The sequence below is a fragment of the Streptomyces sp. HUAS YS2 genome (genome assembly GCF_033343995.1).
GTDB lineage: Bacteria > Actinomycetota > Actinomycetes > Streptomycetales > Streptomycetaceae > Streptomyces > Streptomyces solicathayae.
The window spans coordinates 1445297-1465675 of sequence record NZ_CP137573.1 but is presented as its reverse complement, the minus strand read 5'-3'; the positions used below and the strand labels follow the sequence as shown (position 1 = coordinate 1465675).

Genomic DNA, 20379 nt, shown 5'->3' with positions numbered 1-20379 from the left:
TCGGGACGGTGCGGAACTCGGCGCAGTGTCCGCGCTGCGGGGGCGTGCTGGCCGTCACCCAGGACGGCTGGAAGATCTGTCACACGTGCGGATACTCCTCCCCGCCGTGAGCGCCCAGCGAGCGCGCCCGTGAGCGCGCCTCCTCGTCGCGCCCCGTTCGGAGTAGGGTCGCCCCCATGGACGACGTTCGGGTGGCGGCGATCGCCAGCCTCACCCCGCTCGAGGAACTCGACAGCGACCCCTTCCTGGTGGACACGCGCAGTCAGCACGCCATGTGCGTCCGATGGGCGGGCGACAAGGGGTACGTGGTGACCCGGAAACTGCTCTTCTACGGCCTCAGCCCCGATCACTGCGCCCTCTGGGTCGACGTCGAGGCCGGGGACGTCGACCTGTTCGTCGCCCCCAACGAACGCGTCCTGGCCCGCGCGTTGACCTCCGTACCCGGCTTCTTCGCCGAGTGCGAGCGGCGCGGCGTGCGGCTCGAGACGGCCGGGCTCGACGAGCCGTCGTACGACGCGGCCGGCAAGGCCGACGTGCACCGCAGACTCTCCATGCCCACAGCCGGTTACGACGGCTGCTGACCCCGGCCCCGCGCGAGCGCCCCGCGGCGCGCCCCCTTCCCCCTCCGCGCCGCCGCTGCGCGCCTTTCGCCCCGACTTCACCCGACCGGGTGTTGTGCCACGCTTGAGGCAGGAAACGGGCGAAAGGCGAACCTGGCGTGGGTGTGGGCGATGAGCGAGGGCATGTCTCCGGCCGCTGGCGGACCATGGGCAGAGCCGTGCTGCGCGTGCTCGTGGTCTGGGCCGTCTCCACCCTGACGATGCTGCTCCTCGCCGGCCTCCTGCCCGACTTCCAGCTCCAGTCCGACGACGGCGACAGCCTCACCCGCACCGCCATCACCGCCGCCTGGGCGGCCGGCGCCTTCGGTCTGCTGAGCGCGCTGGTCTGGCCCGTGATCGTGCGCGCCGTGCTGCTCGTACCGGCGCTGGTGCTCGGCGTGTTGGTCTTCTTCCTCAACGGCTCACTGCTGCTCATCGCGCTCTGGCTGATCCCCGACGGGCGCGGCGCCGCCGACCCGGAGACCGCCGTGGCGGTCGCCGCGGTGATGTCCGCCGTCGCCTCGGCCACCTCCACCGCCCTCGCCGTGCGCGACGACGACGCCTACCGGCGCCGGCTCTACCGGTTGGCCGACCGCAAACGGCGGCGCACCGACACCGACGCCCCGGAGCAGGTGCCCGGCATCCTCTTCCTGCAACTCGACGGCGTCGGCCACCAGGTGCTGCGCACGGCCGTCCGCGACGGGCTGATGCCCACCGTCGCCGGCTGGCTCGACACCACCCACCGGCTCACCCCCTGGCGCACCGACTGGTCCAGCCAGACCGGCGCCAGCCAGCTCGGCATCCTGCACGGCTCCAACGAGGACGTCCCCGCCTTCCGCTGGTACGAGAAGGACACCGGCCGGATCATGGTCAGCAACCGGCCCGCGAGCGCCGTGGAACTCCAGCGCCGGGCGATCGAGCGCACCGGCGACGGCGGCCTGCTCACCCTCGACGGCGCCTCCCGGGGCAACCTGTTCAGCGGCGGCGCCGACCAGCTCGCGCTCGTCCTGTCGATGGCCGCCCGGCGCGGGCGCGCCAACCGGTCCCGGGCCGGCTACTTCGCGTACTTCTCCGACCCCGCCAACGCCGTCCGCACCGCGGTCTCGCTCGTCGCCGAGGTCTTCCGCGAGATGTACCAGTCGACCAGGGCGCTGCTGCGCCGGGAGACCCCTCGGGTGTCGCGCGGCGGCCTGTACCCGTTCGTCCGGGCCTTCGCGACGGTCGTCGAGCGGGACGTGGTCGTCGCCGCGGTCATGGGCGACCTGCTGGCCGGCCGTACCGCCGTGTACGCCGACCTCGTCGCGTACGACGAGGTCGCCCACCACTCCGGCCCGCACGGCCGCGACACCGACCAGGTCCTCAAGCGCCTCGACCGGGCGATCGCCCTGATCGCCAAGGTGGCCGAGCACGCGCCGCGCCCGTACCGGATCGTGCTCCTCTCCGACCACGGGCAGAGCACCGGACCGACCTTCGAGGGCGCCTACGGGCTGACCCTCAAGGACCTCGTGCGGGCCGGCTGCGGGCTGCCGGTGCCGCGTCGGGTGGGGCGCACCCGGAGCGGCTCGGAGGCCCGCGACGCGGCCCGGGACGCCCTGCTCGGCGCGCTGCACCGGCCGGTGGACGGGCACGGCGAGGAGGCGGAGACGGCCCGGCAGGTGCGCCGCCGGCCCTCCGAACCGATCGTGCTGGCCTCCGGCAACCTCGGCCTGGTCTCCTTCCCGGAGGTGCCGCACCGGATGACCCACGAGCAGATCGAGCTGCGCCACCCGGCACTGCTGCGGACCCTCGCCAACCATCCCGGCATCGGCTTCCTGCTGGTCGCGAGCGAGGTGCACGGCTCGGTGGTGCTGGCCCGGGACGGCGTGGCGGTGCCGATCGCCGAGCTGACCGACGACGGACCGCTCGCCCCCTTCGGGCCGGGCGCGGCGGACGCGGTACGGCGCACGGACGGCTTCCCGCACGTCGCGGACATCATGGTCAACTCGATGCACGACCCGTTCGCCGGGACCGTGCACGCCTTCGAGGAGCAGATCGGCTCGCACGGCGGGCTGGGCGGCGAACAGTCCCGCCCCTTCCTGCTCTCCCCGCTCGACCTGCCCGAGCCGCCCGCCGCGCTGGTCGGCGCGGAGCAGGTGCATCAGGTGCTGCGTGGCTGGCTCCGCGAGAGCTCGGGCCCGCAGGTGCCGGTGCCGGTGGCGGAGGCGCCGGCCGCCGGGGAGGCGGGCACGTCGCCCGCAGGCGAGGACGCGTTGAAGTCCTGACGTTCCGTCAAGCCGACGCTTCCGCGTGCTCCGTCCGCGCCGCGCCCCGTCCGTCCAGGGCCACCGCCGTCGCCACCGCGAGGGCCAGCAGGACGAGTGCGACCAGCGCCGGGACCAGCGTCACCGCCGCGCCGGCCGCCACACAGCACACGCCTCCCGCGAGCAGCGCGACGGACGGACGGCCGTCGGTCCGCCAGGTGATCGCGGCGGCGCCCAGCAGGTACACCCCGACACCCCCGGTCAGCGACCAGGCCACCACGCCGTGCAGCGGCTCGGCCAGGCCGTAGTGACCCGTGTCGGCGACCTGCTGGAGGACCTTCTTCATGCCGAGCGCGCACAGCACGACCCCCGCGACCAGCGGCAGATGCAGGAACGTGTACACGTCCCGCGCGAAGCGGGTGCGGTCGTCGCCGTCCAGCGAGCCGAGCTTGTGCTCGGACTCCTCGCCGAGCCGCCGGAAGTACAACCGCCACAGGCCGGCCGAGAGCAGCAGTCCGGCCGCGGACGCGCCGAGCACCGCCACCGTGAGCGGGAACTCCCCGACACCGACGCCCATCGCGACGATCGACTCGCCCAGCGCGATGATGACGATCAGACCGTGCCGTTCGGCGAAGTGACCGGGCGAGTTGACCCGCCAGCCGGACGACCCGGTGACGTAGATGCCCGCGTAGTCGATCAGCACCGCGCCCAGCCACAACAGGATCTGGACCCGTCCCGAGGCCAGGGTCGCGCCCGCCACCAGCGGCACCAGCGGCGGCAGCACCGACACCAGCGCGGTACGGCGCAGCGTCACCCGCAGGGCGGGGTCGCCCGGGCTGGAGACCCAGTACGAGACGAGGTGCAGCGCCCGCACCGCGGCGTAGCAGAGCACGAAGAGCAGCGGCGCGGGAAGCCCGCCCGGTGCGTCCGCGAACACCTCGGGCACCGCGAGCGAGACGATGAACACCACCGCCATCACGGAGACGAGCACCGCGAACAGCGCGCCGGAGTCGGCCCGTACGACGTTCCCGAGCCAGGCGAAGCAGCACCAGCACCACCACAGCAGCGCCAGCACCACCATCGCCCCGACCACCCGGGCCGGCGACGGCGCGGCCGCCATCAGCGCGGTGACCTGCGTTATCGCGTACACGAACACCAGGTCGAAGAAGAGTTCCGCGGGAGTGACCTTGTGATCGTCCCCCGTCGCGACCATCCGCGACCCCTGCTTGCCCCACCCCACGGCTGTTCCCCCTCCGGCGCCGGTCAGGGCGGCAGCATAACCGCGGGCCGGCGGAGGGGCGTTCCCCGCCGGGGCATTACCTCGCGGGTAATCGACCCATGCCTGCGTGGGCGGCATCGTGAAGTGCACCGGGACCCGGGCGGCGCACTCCGCTCGGGCTCCGGGACCACACCGTCCCGTACGCCCTCCAAGGAGGCTGGTCCGTCATGTCCCAGGCCCTGCTCGCCGGTATCTCCCGCACCACTCGTCCGCAGTCCATGGTGCGGCGGTTCCTCGCCCTCGACGCCGTCGTCACCGGGACCAACGGACTCGCCTACCTCCTCGCGTCCGACGCCCTCGGCGACCTGCTCGGGATGTCCCCGGCGCTCCTGTTCGAACTCGGGCTCTTCCTCACCGCGTTCGCGGCGGGCGTCGCCTGGCTCGCCTCCCGGCGGCAGCCGCCGACCCGCGGCGTGAAGTTCGTCGTCGACGCCAACCTGCTGTGGGCGCTGGGCAGCATCGTCTCGCTGGTCGGCTGGATCGACCCGAGCACCGCCGGCGCGGTGTGGATCCTGATGCAGGCGGGCACGGTGGCCGGGTTCGCCGCCCTCCAGTGGGCCGCGCTGCGCGGCGCTACCGCTCCGTAGCGGCGGCGAGCCCCCGCAGGTACGCGACCGTCGCCGGGTCGGCCGGCAGCAGCGTCTCGATCGCCAGCTCGGAGACGGTCACGTCCATCGGCGTGTTGAACGTCGAGATCGACGAGACGAACGACAGCACGTGGCCGTCGTGTTCGATCCGCAGCGGCAGCGCGAAGTACGGGTACGGCTCCGGGTCCTCCCGGTCGTCCGCGTCGCCGCCCTCCGGCACGGGGTACGCGGCGACCTCCTCGTACAGCTTGCGCAGCGGCTCCGAGCGGGCGAGCCCGATCTGCCGCTCCATCTGCGCCAGCAGATGGCCCCGCCACTCCCGCAGGTTCCGGATGCGCGGGGCGAGGCCCTCCGGGTGCAGGGTGATCCGCATGACGTTCATCGGCGGCGTCAGCAGATGCTCCGGCAGCCCCGCGATCAGCATCCCGATCGCCCGGTTCGCCGCGACCACCGTGTACGAGCCGTCCACCACGATCGCCGGGTACGGGTCGTACCCCTGGAGCAGCGTCTCGATCCCCTCCCGCAGCGTCGCGAGCTGCGGGTCGTCGAGCGTCGACTCCGAATACTTCGGCGCGTACCCCGCCGCGAGCAGCAGCGCGTTGCGGTCCCGCACCGGCACGTCCAGGTGCTCGGCCAGCCGCAGCACCATCTCCTCGCTCGGCCGGGACCGGCCCGTCTCGATGAACGAGATGTGCCGCGACGACGAATCCGCCCGCAGCGCCAGCTCCAACTGGCTCAGCCGCCGCCGCTCGCGCCACGTGCGCAGCAGCTGCCCTACTCCCGTACCGGTCACGACAGTTGTCATGGTCCGAAGGTAACCCACCCGTTGCGCCGATCGGGCGATGCGCATGTGTTGACCAGGGCTCGCAGGCCCGGGACCGTATCGTCACCGCTGTCTTGCCGCTGTCGTACGGCTGTCGTCACGAACCGGAGGGAGTCCCGCGCATGCCCGCTGAACCGCTGTCGCAGAAGGAGATCGAGGACCGGTTGCGGGAACTTCCCGGCTGGTCCCTGGCGGGCGACCGGATCGAGCGCCGCTACCGCCTCGGCGACCACTTCGCCGCCACCGCCCTGGTCGTCCACGTGGCGCAGATCCAGCAGGAGCTGAACCACCACTCGGACCTGACGCTCGGTTACAACACCGTCGCCGTCTCGGTGAACAGCCACGACGCCGGCGGCGCGGTCACGGAGAAGGACTTCGCGCTCGCCACCCGCGTCGAGGAGATCGCGCCGGGCCACGGCGCGAGCTGACGCCCGTCCCCCCCCGTCCGTACGATCGGGCCCATGGGGCACACGATTCTCGACTACGACGCCGAGGCCGCGCACTACGACGAGTCGCGCGGCGGTGTGCCGCGGGCCGCGGCCGCGGCCGACGCCGTGCTGCGGCTCGTGCCGCCCGGCGCCCGCACGCTGCTCGACCTCGCCTGCGGCACCGGCCTGGTCACCGAGCGGATCACCCGCCCCGGCCTGCGGGTGTACGGCGCGGACGCCGCTCCCGGGATGCTGCACAAGGCCGCCGAGCGGCTGCCCGGGCGGGTCGTCCGCGCCGACGCGCGCCGGCTGCCGCTGCCGGACGCGTCCGTGGACGCGGTCAGCGCCGTCTGGCTGCTGCACCTGGTGCCGTTCGCGGCGGAGATCGTGGCCGAGGCGGCCCGGGTACTGGCGCCCGGCGGCGTTTTCGTCGCGACCGTCGACAAGGACGCCGCCCACGACGTCGGCAGCGACATCGACGCCGTGCTGCGCCCGTACCGCTCGACCGCCGCGGGCACCGACCGGGCCGACCGGATCGCCGCGTATGCCGCCGCCCACGGCCTCGCCCCCGCCCACGACACCACGTTCGCCGGCCACGGCCAGGGCCACAGCCCGCGCGGGGTCTCCGAACGCCTGCGCGCCGGCTACTTCGCCTCCTGGTTCCGCGGCGACCCCGCGACCACCGACGCGATCGCCGCGGAGCTGGCCGCCCTCCCGCACCAGGACCGCCCCCGCGCCGATCCCGCGTACCGCCTCGCGGCCTACGTCAGGCGCTGAACGCGGCGGGCCCCGCGAGGGTCAGGCGCGGTCTCCCGTCGTGCCCGGGGCGAGCGAGTCGGCGACGTACGCGTCCAGGTCCGGGGTGTCGGGGGCCAGTATGTGGCGGGCCCATGCGTCGCGTTCGTGGAGCACCGGCGGGAGTTCCCAGACGCATCCGATCCAGGGGGAGTCCGTCTTCACGAAATGCGCCGAGTCCTCGTCCGGGCAGCCCAGTACCGGTTGCCCGGCGGCCGCCCCGCCGAAGTGGAGGACGTTGTCCCAGACCCAGCTGTACGCGTTGAGATAGGCGCCGCTGTCGCCGCCGCGGTGCAGGACGACGAACGTGGCCGGCGGTGTGCCGTCCGGCTCCGGGAGGATGTCCGGCAGGATCGCGTACGCCGCCTTCTCCACCTCCGGATCGATCCCCGCCGGGTCGTCGGTCACGTGGTAGCGCTTGATGCGGCGGCCCGCCACCTCGATCGGCGGCGGGACGAACAGGAGTTTCTCGTGGAAAGCCATGGCTGGACTGTAGGAGCGGTTCACTGACATCTTGTGTCAGTGAAGTCCGCATGAAGTCCAGTCGGCTCCTGTCGATCCTGCTCCTGCTCCAGACCCGCGGCCGACTGACCGCCGCCGAGCTCGCCGAGCACCTGGAGGTGTCGGTCCGCACCGTCTACCGGGACGTCGAGGCGCTGCACGCCGCCGGCGTCCCGCTGTACGGCGAGGCCGGCCACGCGGGCGGCTACCGGCTCCTGGCCGGACACCGCTCCCGGCTCACCGACCTGTTCGCCGGCGAGGCCGAGGCGCTCTTCCTCGCCGGCATCCCGGGCGCCGCGGCCGAACTCGGCCTGGGCGGGCACTTCACGGACGCCCAGCTGAAGCTGCGCGCCGCCCTGCCCGAGCCGCTGCGCGAGCACGTCGACCGGCTGCGCGCCCGCTTCCACATCGACGCCCCCGGCTGGTACGACGACGCGGCCCCCGCCCCGCATCTTGCGGCTGTCGCCGCCGCCGTACGGGAGAGCCGGGTGCTCGACCTGCGCTACCGCCGCTGGAAGGAGCCCACCGACGTCGACCGCCGGGTGGAGCCCTACGGGCTGGTCCTCAAGGCGGGCCGCTGGTACCTCGTCGCCGGCCCCGGGCCGCGTACCTTCCGCGTCGACCAGATCCTCGAACTCGTCGCCACGGACGTCGAGTTCGATCTGCCGGGCGACTTCGACCTGACCGCGTACTGGCGCGACCACCAGGCCGCCTTCCACGCCCGGCTGCACCAGGGCGAGGCCGTCGTCCTTCTCTCGCAGCGCGGCGCCGGCCGGCTCACCGGAGCCGCCGCCCGCGCGCTCGCCGCCACCGGCGTACCGGAACCGGACGGACGCACCCGCGCCACGCTCCCCATCGAGTCGCTCGATCACGCCCACCACACCTTTCTCGGACTCGGCGCGGACGTGGAGGTCCTCGCTCCGGAAGACCTCCGTGCCCGCATCGCCGAGACCGTGGCCGCGCTCGCCCACCGGTACGGGGCTACGCCTCCCGCGCCCACGCCCGCGCCGCGAACTCGGTGAAGTCGCGCGGCTCGCGTCCCAGCACCCGCTTCACCCCGTCGGTCACCGACGCGTTGTGCCCGTCGAGCAGCGTCGCGAACAGCGCGGACAGCCACTGGGCGTCGGGCTCCGGCAAGCCGAACTGCTGGAGCAGACCGGCGTATTCGGCCTCGGACATCGGCACGTACGCGACCTCCCGGCCGGAGGCCCGCGAGATCTCCGCGGCGACCTCGGCGAAGGTCAGCAGCCGCGGACCGGTCAGCTCGTGCACCAGGCCCGCGTGACCGTCCGAGGTCAGGGTCTCCACGATCACGTCCGCCAGGTCGTCCGCGTCGACGAACGGCTCCGCCGTACCGCCGGCCGGGAACGCGATCACGCCCTCCGCGACGCCCTCCGCGATGGCGCCCTCGTCGAAGTTCTGGGCGAAGAACGCGGCCCGCACGACGGTGAGTTCGACGCCCGACGAGCGCAGCGCCTCCTCCGCCCGCACCGCCTCCGGCTCGCCGCGCCCGGAGAGCAGCGTCAGCCGCCGCACCCCGCCCGCCGCGGCCAGTTCGCCGAAGACCCGCATCGCCTCCTCCGCGCCCGGCGCGGCCAGGTCCGGGTAGTAGTTCACGTACGCCGCGTCCGCGCCGCGCAGCGCCGGCTCCCAGGTGTCCAGGTCCGCCCAGTCGAAGTGGGTCGTGCCGGTCCGGGAACCCGCCCGCACCGTCAGGCCCTGGGCCGCCAGGCGGGTCGCGACGCGGCGGCCCGTCTTGCCGGTCGCGGCGGTGACGAGCACCGTGCGCGTGCCGGTCGTGTCGTTGTTGTGGATGCTGTCCGTCTGGTTCGTGTTCGTCGTCATGGCTCAAGACTCGTCTGCGCGGCGGCTGTTTCCCATGCCGCCCGCGCTCACTTCCATACGCGTGCGTCTACGCTCTGCTCCATGGACGCACTCGCCGGACTCCTCGACGGACCGCGCGCCCGGGGCGCCTTCCTGCTGCGCATGGTCATGGCGCCGCCGTGGTCGGTGCGGATCGACGACCGCGCCCCCGCCTGCCTCATGGCCGTCACCGAGGGCGAGGCCTGGATCGTCCCCGACCGCGGCGAGCCCGTCCTGCTGCGCCCGGGCGACGTGGCCGTCGCCCGGGGGCCCGAGCCCTACACGGTCGCGGACGCCCCCGACGCCCCGCCGCGCGCCGTGATCGGCCCCGGCGGCGTGTGCACCACCCTCACCGGCGAGCCGCTCTCCGAGACGATGCGGCTCGGCGTACGGACCTGGGGCAATGCCGCCGACGGCGAGACCACCGTCCTCGTCGGGACGTACCAGATGGACGGCGAGGTCGGCCGCCGGCTCCTGGACGCGCTCCCCGGCCTCGCCCACCTGCCCGCCGAGGTGTGGGACTGCCCACTGATGCCGTTCCTCGACGAGGAGATCTCCCGCGACGAGCCCGGCCAGAGCGTGGTCCTCGACCGCGTCCTCGACCTGCTGCTCATCGCCGTCCTGCGGGCCTGGTTCGCCCGCCCCGGCGCCGAGGCCCCCGCCTGGTACCGGGCCATGGGCGACCCGGTCGTCGGGCGGGCGCTGCGGCTGCTGCAGAACGACCCGGCCCACCCCTGGACGGTCGCCTCGCTCGCCGCGAAGACGGGCGTGTCCCGGGCCGGGCTGGCCCGCCGGTTCAGCGAGCTGGTGGGGGAGCCGCCCATGGCGTACCTGACCGGCTGGCGGCTCGCGCTCGCCGCGGACCTGCTGCGGGAGAGCGACGCGACGATCGAGTCGGTGGCCCGGCAGGTCGGATACAGCAGCGCCTTCGCTCTGAGCGCGTCGTTCAAGCGGGTCCGCGGGATCAGCCCGCAGGAGTACCGCAGAGGGGAGTGACGCGCCGGAGGGGCGTGACCGCGTCCTGCTGCCGGACCCGGACGGCCTGCTTGCCGGACCGGCAAGTGTTCTCGCGTTCCCGGGGCGCCGCCCGCACTCTGTCCCCATGACGACCCACGACGAGCGACACGCAGCGCACACCGGGAACGCTCACGGCACGCCCGCCCACGGCGCGCACGCCCACTCCCACCAGCACGCGCACGACCACGACCACGCCGACATCGACTGGTCCGCCATGGCGCCGCTCCTGGAGCGCCAGGCCGAGACCCAGAGCTCCCTCTACGCCGACGCGGCCGCCTGGCTGGGCACCCTCGTCCCCGTCTCCGGAGTACGCCGCGTCCTGGACGTCGGCAGCGGCCCCGGCGTCATCACCGGTCTCCTCGCCGAGGCCTTCCCCGCCGCCGAGACGGTCGCCGTGGACGGCAGCCCGGAACTCCTGGCGATCGCCCGGAGCCGCGCCGAGGGCCGCGGCCTCGGCTCCCGCGTCTCCACCCTGCACGCCGAACTCCCCGCGCAGTTCGACGCGTTGGGCGAGGCGGACGTGATCTGGGCGAGCGAGTCGCTGCACCACATCGGCGACCAGCGGGCGGCCCTGGCCTCCTTCGCCGGGCTGCTGCGCCCCGGCGGCCTGCTCGTCCTCGTCGAGGGCGGACTGCCCGCCCGCCGCCTGCCGTGGAACATCGGCTTCGGCCGCCCCGGCCTTGAGGCCCGGCTCGACGCCGCCTACGCCGACCGGTTCGGCGCGATGCGCGCCTCCCTGCCCGACTCCAAGGAGGAGGTGGACGACTGGCGCGGCCTGCTCGCCGGCGCCGGTCTCGTCCCGTCCGGCACCCGCTCGTTCCTCAGCGACATCCCCGCGCCCGTCCCGCCCGTCGTGCGCGAGCAGATCGTCGCCCAGTTCGAGCGCTCCCGCAGCGGGCTCGGCGAGCACCTCGCCGCCGACGACCGCGACACCCTCGACCGCCTTCTCGACCCGTCCGACCCGGACTCCCTCCACCACCGCCCGGACGTCTTCCAGCTCGTCGCCAAGACCGTGCACACCGCCCGCAAGGGATAGGGGCTGTACGGCGGTTCAGCGGACCGGCGGACCGGCGGATCACGGCCGCTGCGCGGCCTCCCACTCCTCGTGCGCGGTGCGGACCCGGTGCCACAGCCGCGCCCGCGCGGGGGCGTCGACGTCGGTCAGGTCCAGCCGGAAGACGTCGGTCAGGACGTCGAACCAGTCGTCGGCCGCGTCGACGGTCCGCTCGTCGGTGCCCTCGCCGTGGATCCGGCGCAGCACGCAACCGCGCAGCACGTCCACGCCCTTGGCGTCGCGGCGCTGGGCGGTGCAGACCCGGACGAAGCCGGAGTCGGGGGCGGTGGAGAGCCGGACGTGCTCCTCGGCGAAGGAGGACAGTTCCACGGGTTCCGGTGCGAACACCATCGCCGCGAACGCTCCGCGGGGGTCGTGGGCGAACCGCCAGCCGCCGGGCACGACCGTCGACGGGGCCATCGCGTAGCTGAACGGCCCCTGGGTGTAGCTGCCTTCGCGCAGCGGCAGCGGCTCGTGCAGGGCGTCGCCGAGCCCGGCGTCGACCAGCCAGGGCTCGCCGTCGAGCCGCACGGTGAGCGCGAGGTGGTTGCCACTCGGGCCCTCGGGGTCCTCGGCCTCGTTCTGCACCCCGGCCTTGTGCAGGGTGACGTCGTAGCCGAGGGCCCTCAGCAGCGCGCCGAAGGCCCCGTTGAGGTGGAAGCAGTAGCCGCCGCGCCCGCGCACGATCCGGGCCACGGACTCCGCGGCGTCGATGCCCGTCGGCCGGTCCAGATGGATGTCGACACTCTCGTAGGCGACCCGCTCCACCTGCGCCCGGTGCAGGGCCCACAGTGCCTCGCTGGTCGGGGCACCCGGCCGGGCCACCCCCAGTACGGCCAGATACCCGTCGACGTCGATCATGGCTCCCCCTCGCTCCCGAACTGATGATCAGCATAGGGCGGAGGTACGACAGGGGCACCGGTTCCCGCCACGTGGGCGGGGACCTGCCCCTGTCACTGTCGCTGTCGGACGTTCAGGCGCCGACGTTGAACTCGGCCGGGTTCGGGCCGAGGCGGCGGTTCTCGTCGAGGACGGCGATCGCGGCGAGGTCCTCGGCGTCCAGCTCGAAGTCGAAGACGTCGATGTTCTCCTGGATGCGGGACGGGGTCACCGACTTCGGGATGACGACGTTCCCGGTCTGCAGGTGCCAGCGCAGGACGACCTGGGCCGGGGTGCGGCCGTGCTTCTGGGCGATCGCGACGACCGCCGGGACCTCGAGCAGCCCGCGGCCCTGGCCGAGCGGCGACCAGGCCTCCGTCGCGATGCCGTGCGCGGCGTGCGCCTCGCGCGAGGCGCGCTGCTGGAGCTGCGGGTGCAGCTCGATCTGGTTGACGGCCGGGACGACCGACGTCTCGCCGATCAGCCGCTCCAGGTGCTCGGGCAGGAAGTTCGAGACACCGATCGCCCGGGCGCGGCCGTCGGCCAGGATCTTCTCGAAGGCCAGGTACGTGTCGACGTACGCGTCCTTCGCCGGGACCGGCCAGTGGATCAGGTACAGGTCGACGTAGTCCAGGCCGAGGCGGCCCAGCGAGGCGTCGAAGGCGCGCAGGGTGGAGTCGTGGCCCTGCTCGCTGTTCCACAGCTTGGTGGTGACGAACAGGTCCTCGCGCGCGATGCCGGACTCGGCCAGCGCACGGCCGGTGCCGGTCTCGTTCTCGTAGATCGCGGCGGTGTCGATCGAGCGGTAGCCGGCCTCGAGCGCGGTGGTGACGGCACGCGTCGCCTCGTCGTCCGGCACCTGCCAGACGCCGAAGCCGAGCTGCGGCATCTCCACGCCGTTGTTCAGGGTGAGGGAGGGGACCTTGCCGGCGGTGCTGCTGGTGCTGCCGTTGCTGCCGTTGCTCACGGGCGGTCGATCCTTAGGTTTGTCGAGTGGTACTTCCAGGTTCAACGGGGAGAGGGCGGATCGCATTCCGCCGATGCCGCCGGGCCGGACTCCGTGGTCCCGAGATAGGCGTCCCGTACGGCCGGATCGGCGCGGACGTCGGCCGGTGAGCCCTCGGCGAGCAGTTCCCCGAGGTCGAGCACGACGACCCGGGAGCACAGGTCCATCACGAAGCCCACGTCGTGCTCGACGAGCAGCACGCCGCACTCCTCGTCCGCCGCGAGCCGCCGCACCACGGCGGCGAGCTGCTGCCGCTCCCCGTCCGTCATGCCGGACGCGGGCTCGTCCAGGAGCAGCACCCGCGGCGGGGCGGCGAGCGCGCGGGCCAGCTCGGCCATCCGGGCGAGCCCGACCGGGAGTGCGCCGGGGTACGCCCCCGCCAGCTCCGACAGTCCGCAGACGCTCAGCACCTCCGCCGCACGGGCGCGGGCGCGCGCCGACCCGCCGCGCCGCCACCGGCCGCCCTCCTGGGCCACGACGAGGTTCTCGGCGACGGTCAACTGGCCGAAGAGCTGCTGCCGTTGGAACGTCCGGCGCATGCCGTGCCGGGCCCGCCAGGCGGGCGAGCGGCGCGTCACGTCCGTACGGTCGAGCAGGACCCGGCCGGCGTCGGGCGGGCGGATGCCGGACAGGACGTCGAAGAGCGTGGTCTTCCCGGCGCCGTTCGGCCCGATGAGACCGCAGACCTCACCGGCCCGGACGGCGATCCGGACGTCGTGCAGCGCGCGCACCCCGCCGAACCGCACGCCGATCCCGGACGCCTCCAGCACGGACTCGTTCATACGCCGGCCCTCCATCCCAGGTACGCCTCGGCAAGCCGGTCCGGGTCCACGTCCGCGCGCGGGCCGCACCAGGCGACCTCGCCCCGCGCGAGGTACGCGACGGTGTCCGCGATCCCCAGCACGTCCGCGGCCCGCTCCTCGACCAGGAGCAGCGCGGTGCCGCCGGCCCGGAGCTCGGTCAGGAGCCCGTGCACCTCCTCCACGACCCGCGGCGCGAGCCCGAGGGACGGCTCGTCGGCGACGAGGACGGCGGGCGGACGCTGGAGCAGCGGCGCGAGCGCGAGCAGTTGCTGCTCGCCGCCGGACAGGGCGCCGGCGAGCACCGCGCGGCGCGCGGCGAGCGCGGGGAAGCGTGCGTACACGGCCTCCCGGTCGTCCTTGCCGTCCAGTTGGAGCGCCAGGTTCTCCTCGATGGACAGCCCCGCGAAGATCCCCCGCCCCTCGGGCGCCAGCAGCACCCCGCGCCGGGCCCGCCGTACGGCCCCGTCCGCGGTCGCCTCCCGCCCCCGTACGAGCACCCGCCCCCGCTCCGCGGGCAGCACCCCGGCGGCCACCCGGCACAACGTCGACTTCCCGGCCCCGTTGGCCCCGAGCAACACGACGATCTCCCCGCCCCGCACGACAAGATCCACCCCCCGCACCACCGCGACCCCGCCATACGCGGCGGACACGCCATGAAGCTCAAGCGCAGGCACGACGCCCGGCCCACCCTGCGCGGGAACACGCTCCCGCGGCGCGGAGCCGGAAGCGGGTGAGGCTACGGGCGCGGTGCCCGAACCACCTTGGACGGGAACACGCTCCCGCGGCGCGGGTCCGCCGCGCGCCGCCGAGCCGGCGTCACCGGCTCCGCGCACCGCGCTCGCACCGCCGGCGCGCGACCCGACGCCGCCCGCGACGTTCCCGCTCTCGCCCGCCTGAGGTGCGGAGCTGCCGTGTGTCTTGGAGCCGTTGTCGTCAGCGGAGCCCGCCGCGCTCGGCGCGTCGGCGTGCGCTCCGACGACACCCGTGGCGGGTTTGTCCCTGCCGTCGTGCGGCGCGAAGCTGCCGCTACCCGCGCCCGGCTCGGTGCCTGCGCCGACCTCGCCTCCGTCCGCCCGCGGCGCGGTGCCCGCGCCGGCTCCGACGCCGCCTGCCCGCGGCGTGGTGACGCCGACCGCCTCGGGGGGCCGGGGGCTTGACCCCGGTTTCGGGAAGGGGTGGGTTGGGGGAGCAGCGCTCGCGGCCCCCGCCCGCGCCGCGCGTCGTGCGTGCAGTCGGGTCGGGATGGCCGCGCAGTAGCCGTCCGGGTCGTTCGCCAGGGCGAGGCCCGCCAGGCCGAAGAGGATCACCGGGAGGTGCGCGGACTCCGTCACGTACTCCGTCAGGACGTGCGGGACCAGCGCGTACACGAGCCCCGCCACCACCGCGAACTGCGGTCGCCGCACACCCGCCGCGACCACCACCGCCAGCCACACCAGACCCGTCATCGCCGTGAAGTCCGTCGCCGTGATCCGCGTGTTGTACGACGCGTACAGCACGCCGCCGAACCCCGCGAGCCCCGCCGACACCGTGAACAGCAGCAGCTTCGTGCGGATCACCGACACCCCGGACGCCGCCGCGGCCGCCGGCGACGAGCGGACCGCGAGCATCGCGCGGCCCCACGGGGACTCCCGCAGCCGGGTCAGCCCCCATACGACCGCCCCGCACAGCACCACCAGCGTCACCCCGAACGCCCGGTCGTCGCTCAGGTCCAGCGGGCCGAGGACCGGACGGGGGATCTCCCACCCGGTGTCACCGTTGCGCAGCCACCGGAACTGGAACAGCACCTGGTCCGCGAGGAACGCCAGCGCCAGCGTCGCCAGGGCCAGCGACCGCCCGCCCAGCCGGAGCGCCGGTAGCGCCACCACCGCGCCGAGCAGCGCCGCCGCCCCCGTGCCGACCAGCGCCGCCGCCGCGAACGGCACGCCGTGGCTCATCAGCAGCCCGGCGACCAGCGCCGCGCCGGTCACGAACGTCGCCTGCGCCAGCGAGACCATCGCGCCGAGCCCCGTCACCACCGTGAACGACAGGAACACCAGCCCGATCGCGAGCCCCTGCGCGAGGATCCCGCTCCAGAAGGGCGTGGTCACCGTGTGGAAAGCGGCCGCCAGCAGAGTGCCCGCCACCACCCACACACCCCACCGCCGCGCCGGCGACCGGCCGTCCAGGTAGTCCACCGGCGGCGGGTCCACCGCGGCCGTGCCCGCCGCCCGCTGTCGCCGGGCGAGGACCAGCAGCCCGCCGAACAGGATCAGGAACGGCACCGCCGTACGGAACCCGGTGATGCTCTCCGCGAACGACGCGTACCCCGCCACCAGGTTCTGCAGCACCCCGAGCCCCAGCCCGCCCGCGAACGCCAGCGGGACGGACGCGAAGCGTCCGAGCACCGCCGCCGTCGCCGAGACGAACAGGAACAGTGTGTAGTCGTGCGCGGAGAGTCCGAGCAGCGGTGTCGCGAGGACCCCCGCCAGGCCCGCGAGCCCGGACGACAGCATCCACGCCACCGACGACAGCCGGTCCGCGTCGATCCCGCGCAGTTCCACCAGCGACCGGTCGTCGACGGAGGCCCGCAGCCGCAGCCCCAGCCGGGTGTGCCGCAGCAGCACCCAGAGCGCCGCCGCGGCGACGGCGGTCGCCAGCCAGGTGATCAGCTGGTCGGAGTCGACGCCGACGCCGTCCACCGGCTGCCAGGACACCGCCGGGCTCGGCCCGACCCCCGGCAGCCCGAACTGGTTCTCCGCCGGTTCGACCGGCGCGCCCGCCCGCTCCAGGAGCTCCACCACGCCGAGCCCGGCCGCCGGCAGCGCGACCAGCAGACCGATGGTGGCGACGATCTGCGCGGTCTCGCCGACCCGGGCGAGCTTGCGGAACATCAGCCGGTCGAGGCCCCACCCGATCCCCGGCGCGACCACGAAGACCAGCAGCAGCGCGGTCGGCACGGCCGGCCAGCCGAAGCCGGAGTGCAGCTCGTAGAAGGCGAGCGCGCACAGGTACGCGGTCGTGCCGTGCGCGAAGTTGAACAGACCGGAGGCCGAGTAGGACAGGACGAGCCCGGTCGCGAGCAGCGCGTACAGCGCGCCCGAGACCAGCCCGCTCAGGACGAAGCCCAGCAGGTCACCCACGTTTCCGGACCCCTACCCGAACGGGATCGGTTCGTAGCACTTGAACGGCACGGCGATCTCGTACCGCCCGTTCTTCAGCCGGACCAACGCCCCGCAGCCGAAGCTCTCCTTCTGGCCGCGCGGCTCGGCGCGGTCGCCGACGAGCGTCCCGGAGTCGGAGAACGACGAGGCGGCCTTCTGGAACGAGTCGACGGTGAGGTCCTTGCCGGCCTTCGCCGCGATCGACAGGAACAGGTCGGCGGACATGTACCCGGTCATCATGTGCATGTTGAGCGGTACGTCCTTCCCGCCGGCGGCCTTCTTGATGTCCGCCTTGAACTGCCGCATCGCCGGGGTGTCCGCCTCGAAGGGCTGGAACTGGAGCAGCACGTGCACCCCGTCGAGCGCCTGCCGGGTGGCGTCCTTGGCGAGCAGTCCCGGGTCGTAGTCGGTCGGGTCGGAGATCACCCCGGTGAACCCGGACCGCTTCAGCGCCGTGAACAGGCCGATGTTGTACGGGGTCTGCATCACCGAGACCACCGCGTCCGGGGCCTTGCCGCCGGCCGAGCGCATGATCTCCTTGGTGTACGCGGACCAGTCGCTCGGCAGCGAGGTCGCGGGCACGGCGGCCTTGGCGTACGAGACCTTGAAGCCGGCCGAGGTGAATCCCTTGGTGAAGGTGCGGATGCCGAACTTGCCCGCGTCGTTGTCGTTGGCGAGCAGGGCGACCGACTTGCCGGCGCTGCCGCCGAGGACGGTGGCCAGGCCCTCCGGCCAGGTCTGGTTGAGGGTGCCGCCGGGCATCGGGACGAGGCAACCGTTGAACCCGTACAGGTGCTTGGGCCCGCAGAACGAGGGCAACGTGCCCCAGCCGACGGTCGGCACCTTCTGGCCTTCGAGGAAGTCGGCGCCGGAGAAGGTGACGGAGCTCATCGGGGAGACCGCGAACACCTGGTCCTGCTGGACGAGTTTGCGGGCGGCGGCGAGGTTCCTGGCCGGGTCCTGGCCGTCGTCCTCGGCGCCCAGGTACTCGATCTTCCGTCCGTTGATCCCGCCCTCGGCGTTGGCGCGTTCGTAGCGGGCGCGCGCCCCGAGGTCGGTGTCCTTCTTGGAGTAGCCGCTGGCGGTCGTCATCGAGACGATGCCGCCCACCTTGATGGAGTCCGTGGTGACTCCGCGTGCGGAGGCGCCGGGCTTCTCGGACGTCCCTCCGGTGGAGGCGGAGTTGCAGGCGGTGGCCAGGAGCAGGGCCGCTGCCGCGGCGGCGAGGGTGCGGATCGGTCTGGACACGTCGGTCGTCCCTCCGTCGGGTGACCGCATTCTGTGACCGGTCTGATGAACCGTCAATAACTGATGCAGCGTCAATTGATGATGCGTCAGGAATCGTGGAGGGTACCGAGGGGCCGCCGCTCCCCTCAGCCGTACAGCGCGTCGACCTCCGCCTCGTACGCCAGCTCGATCGCCTTCCGCTTCAGCTTCAGCGACGGTGTGAGCAGCCCGTGCTCCTCGGAGAACGGATGCGCCAGGATCCGGAAGGTGCGGATCGACTCGGCCTGCGAGACCAGCGTGTTCGCCGCCACCACCGCCCGCCGCAGCTCCGTCTCCAGCACCGGATCGCGCACCAGCTCCGCCGGCTTCAGCGGCGGCCGGCCCTGGATCGCCAGCCAGTGCTCCACCGCCTCCGGGTCGACCGTGATCAGCGCCGCGATGTACGGGCGGTCGTTGCCGACGACGATGCACTGCGCGACCAGCGGATGCGAGCGCACCCGCTCCTCCAGACCGGCCGGCGACACGCTCTTGCCGCCCGAGGTCACCAGGATCTCCTTCTTCCGCCCGGTGATCGTCAGATAGCCGTCCTCGTCGAGCGCGCCCAGGTCCCCGGTCGCCAGCCAGCCGTCGTTCAGCACGGCGCCGGTGGCCTTCGGATCGTTCAGGTACCCGGAGAAGACATGCCCGCCGTGCAGCCAGATCTCCCCGTCCTCCGCGATGTGCACCGTCGTCCCCGGGATCGGCATGCCGACCGTCCCGTACCTGGTCCGCTCCGGCGGGTTCGCGGTGGCCGCCGCCGACGACTCCGTCAGCCCGTACCCCTCGAAGATCGTGACGCCCGCGCCCTCGAAGAAGAGCCCGAGCCGCCGCTCCATGCCAGAACCGCCGGACATCGCGTGCCGCACCCGGCCGCCCATCGCCTCGCGGACCTTCGTGTACACCAGCTTCTCGAAGAACTGGTGCTGCACCCGCAGGGCCGCCGACGGCCCGGGACCCAGCCCGAACGCCTTGTGCTCCAGGGCCTCCGCGTACCGCACCGCCACGTCGACCGCCTTGTCGAACGGTCCCGCCTTGCCGTCGGCCTCCGCCTTCCGGCGGGCCGCGTGGAACACCTTCTCGAAGATGTACGGCACCGCCAGGATGAACGACGGCCGGAACGTCGCCAGGTCCGGCAGCAGCGCCGACGCCTGGAGCACCGGCTGGTGCCCGAGCTTCACCCCGCCCCGGATCGCCGCCACCTCCACCATCCGCCCGAAGACATGGGCGAGCGGCAGGAACAGCAGCGTCGACGCCTCGTCACCCGGCTTCGAGTGGAACACCGGCTCCCAGCGGCCGATCATCGTGTCCGTCTCGAACATGAAGTTGGCGTGGGTGATCACGCAGCCCTTGGGTCGGCCCGTGGTTCCCGAGGTGTAGATGATCGTCGCCACCGACTCGGGCGTCACCGCCCGCCGGTGCCGGTGCACGACCTCGTCGTCGATGTCCGTGCCCGCCGCGCTCAGCTCGTGGACCGCGCCCGCGTCCAGCTGCCACAGCCGCTTCAGGCGCGGCAGCCGGTCGACCACCGAACCGATCGTCATCGCGTGGTCCTCGTGCTCCACCACGCACGCCGTGACCTCCGCGTCGTGCAGCATCCAGAAGACCTGCTCGGCGGAGGACGTCGGGTACACCGGCACGGACTGCGCGCCGATCGTCCACAGCGCGAAGTCGAACACCGTCCACTCGTAGCGGGTGCGCGACATCAGGGCGACCCGGTCGCCGAACCGCACGCCCTGCGCGATCAGACCCTTCGCCAGGGCCAGCACCTCGTCGCGGAACCGCGCCGCGGTCACGTCCCGCCACACGCCGGACGCGTCCTTGCGGCCCAGCGCCACCCGGCCCGGCTCCGTCGAGGCGTGATCGAACACGGCGTCCGCCAGACCGCCGACATGAGGCGCCGCCTCGACCGGCGGCACGGTGAACTCGCGCAATGACCCGCTCCTTGCCCTGCTCCCCGGAGCGCGTTGGTCACGCTCCGCATGGCGCGGGTGACGGTACCCCACGGGCGGGCCCGGCGGGAGGGCCTTCACGAACTCCGGACAACCGGCATCACCACAGGTCAGGACGGGGAACCGAGCCAAGGAACGGGTGTTCGGGGG

18 protein-coding genes are annotated in these 20379 nt (G+C 73.5%); 8 read left to right on the top strand and 10 right to left on the bottom strand.

What is annotated here, in order from left to right:
• Positions 1 to 176 precede the first annotated feature (176 nt).
• Complete coding sequence (locus R2D22_RS06835; protein ID WP_318101932.1) at positions 177 to 581, top strand: hypothetical protein; 405 nt, start codon at positions 177 to 179, stop codon at positions 579 to 581.
• Between the two features lie 185 nt (positions 582 to 766).
• The gene (locus R2D22_RS06830) at positions 767 to 2860 is read left to right on the top strand and encodes a phage holin family protein (RefSeq protein ID WP_318109613.1); all 2094 of its coding nucleotides are present in this window, start codon (positions 767 to 769) and stop codon (positions 2858 to 2860) included.
• A gap of 7 nt (positions 2861 to 2867) precedes the next feature.
• Here R2D22_RS06830 and R2D22_RS06825 read toward each other — a convergent pair whose 3' ends face one another.
• Entirely contained in the window at positions 2868 to 4052 is a 1185-nt protein-coding gene (locus R2D22_RS06825) for a low temperature requirement protein A (protein WP_318101931.1), read from the bottom strand.
• Between the two features lie 233 nt (positions 4053 to 4285).
• Here R2D22_RS06825 and R2D22_RS06820 point away from each other — a divergent pair, with 233 nt between their 5' ends.
• Positions 4286 to 4705, top strand: a complete 420-nt coding sequence (locus tag R2D22_RS06820; RefSeq protein WP_318101929.1) for a hypothetical protein — start codon at positions 4286 to 4288, stop codon at positions 4703 to 4705.
• Here the strand turns inward: R2D22_RS06820 and R2D22_RS06815 are convergent.
• On the bottom strand, positions 4692 to 5510 hold the full coding sequence (locus R2D22_RS06815; protein ID WP_318101928.1) for a helix-turn-helix domain-containing protein: 819 nt from the start codon (positions 5508 to 5510) through the stop codon (positions 4692 to 4694). The two genes, R2D22_RS06820 and R2D22_RS06815, sit on opposite strands and share 14 nt — an antisense overlap.
• A gap of 140 nt (positions 5511 to 5650) precedes the next feature.
• On the opposite strand from R2D22_RS06815, the gene R2D22_RS06810 reads away from it, so the two are divergent.
• Together R2D22_RS06810 and R2D22_RS06805 are read left to right on the top strand one after the other, a co-directional pair.
• On the top strand, positions 5651 to 5956 hold the full coding sequence (locus R2D22_RS06810; protein ID WP_318101927.1) for a 4a-hydroxytetrahydrobiopterin dehydratase: 306 nt from the start codon (positions 5651 to 5653) through the stop codon (positions 5954 to 5956).
• 33 nt (positions 5957 to 5989) lie between these two features.
• Positions 5990 to 6733, top strand: coding sequence for a class I SAM-dependent methyltransferase (locus tag R2D22_RS06805; protein WP_318101926.1), 744 nt, complete (start codon positions 5990 to 5992; stop codon positions 6731 to 6733).
• 21 nt (positions 6734 to 6754) lie between these two features.
• Here the strand turns inward: R2D22_RS06805 and R2D22_RS06800 are convergent, their stop codons facing one another.
• Positions 6755 to 7234, bottom strand: coding sequence for a hypothetical protein (locus R2D22_RS06800; protein WP_318101925.1), 480 nt, complete (start codon positions 7232 to 7234; stop codon positions 6755 to 6757).
• A gap of 50 nt (positions 7235 to 7284) precedes the next feature.
• On the opposite strand from R2D22_RS06800, the gene R2D22_RS06795 reads away from it, so the two are divergent.
• A complete protein-coding gene (locus tag R2D22_RS06795; protein ID WP_318101924.1) occupies positions 7285 to 8274 on the top strand; it encodes a helix-turn-helix transcriptional regulator in 990 nt (329 codons plus the stop codon).
• On the opposite strand, the gene R2D22_RS06790 is transcribed toward R2D22_RS06795, so the two are convergent.
• Positions 8234 to 9097: a Rossmann-fold NAD(P)-binding domain-containing protein gene (locus R2D22_RS06790; RefSeq protein ID WP_318101923.1), complete on the bottom strand. Its 864-nt coding sequence runs from the start codon at positions 9095 to 9097 to the stop codon at positions 8234 to 8236. The two genes, R2D22_RS06795 and R2D22_RS06790, sit on opposite strands and share 41 nt — an antisense overlap.
• A gap of 81 nt (positions 9098 to 9178) precedes the next feature.
• Here R2D22_RS06790 and R2D22_RS06785 point away from each other — a divergent pair, with 81 nt between their 5' ends.
• A complete protein-coding gene (locus tag R2D22_RS06785) occupies positions 9179 to 10111 on the top strand; it encodes an AraC family transcriptional regulator (protein WP_318101922.1) in 933 nt (310 codons plus the stop codon).
• Positions 10112 to 10217: 106 nt separating this feature from the next.
• Positions 10218 to 11168 carry a class I SAM-dependent methyltransferase gene (locus R2D22_RS06780; protein WP_318101921.1) on the top strand — a complete coding sequence of 317 codons (951 nt, stop codon included), beginning with the start codon at positions 10218 to 10220 and terminating at the stop codon, positions 11166 to 11168.
• A 39-nt stretch (positions 11169 to 11207) separates the two neighbouring features.
• Here R2D22_RS06780 and R2D22_RS06775 read toward each other — a convergent pair whose 3' ends face one another.
• The 6 genes from R2D22_RS06775 to R2D22_RS06750 all read right to left on the bottom strand — a co-directional run bounded on the left by R2D22_RS06775 (position 11208) and on the right by R2D22_RS06750 (position 20211).
• A complete protein-coding gene (locus R2D22_RS06775; protein WP_318101919.1) occupies positions 11208 to 12047 on the bottom strand; it encodes an arylamine N-acetyltransferase family protein in 840 nt (279 codons plus the stop codon).
• Between the two features lie 112 nt (positions 12048 to 12159).
• Positions 12160 to 12954, bottom strand: coding sequence for an aldo/keto reductase (locus R2D22_RS06770; protein ID WP_318109611.1), 795 nt, complete (start codon positions 12952 to 12954; stop codon positions 12160 to 12162).
• Positions 12955 to 13073: 119 nt separating this feature from the next.
• Positions 13074 to 13853 carry an ABC transporter ATP-binding protein gene (locus R2D22_RS06765; protein ID WP_318101918.1) on the bottom strand — a complete coding sequence of 260 codons (780 nt, stop codon included), beginning with the start codon at positions 13851 to 13853 and terminating at the stop codon, positions 13074 to 13076.
• On the bottom strand, positions 13850 to 16993 hold the full coding sequence (locus tag R2D22_RS06760) for an ABC transporter permease subunit (RefSeq protein ID WP_318101917.1): 3144 nt from the start codon (positions 16991 to 16993) through the stop codon (positions 13850 to 13852). Before R2D22_RS06760 ends, R2D22_RS06765 begins: the two co-directional genes overlap by 4 nt.
• Positions 16994 to 17005: 12 nt before the next feature.
• A complete protein-coding gene (locus R2D22_RS06755; protein WP_318101916.1) occupies positions 17006 to 18262 on the bottom strand; it encodes an ABC transporter substrate-binding protein in 1257 nt (418 codons plus the stop codon).
• 125 nt (positions 18263 to 18387) lie between these two features.
• Positions 18388 to 20211, bottom strand: coding sequence for an AMP-dependent synthetase/ligase (locus R2D22_RS06750; RefSeq protein WP_318101914.1), 1824 nt, complete (start codon positions 20209 to 20211; stop codon positions 18388 to 18390).
• Positions 20212 to 20379: the final 168 nt, after the last annotated feature.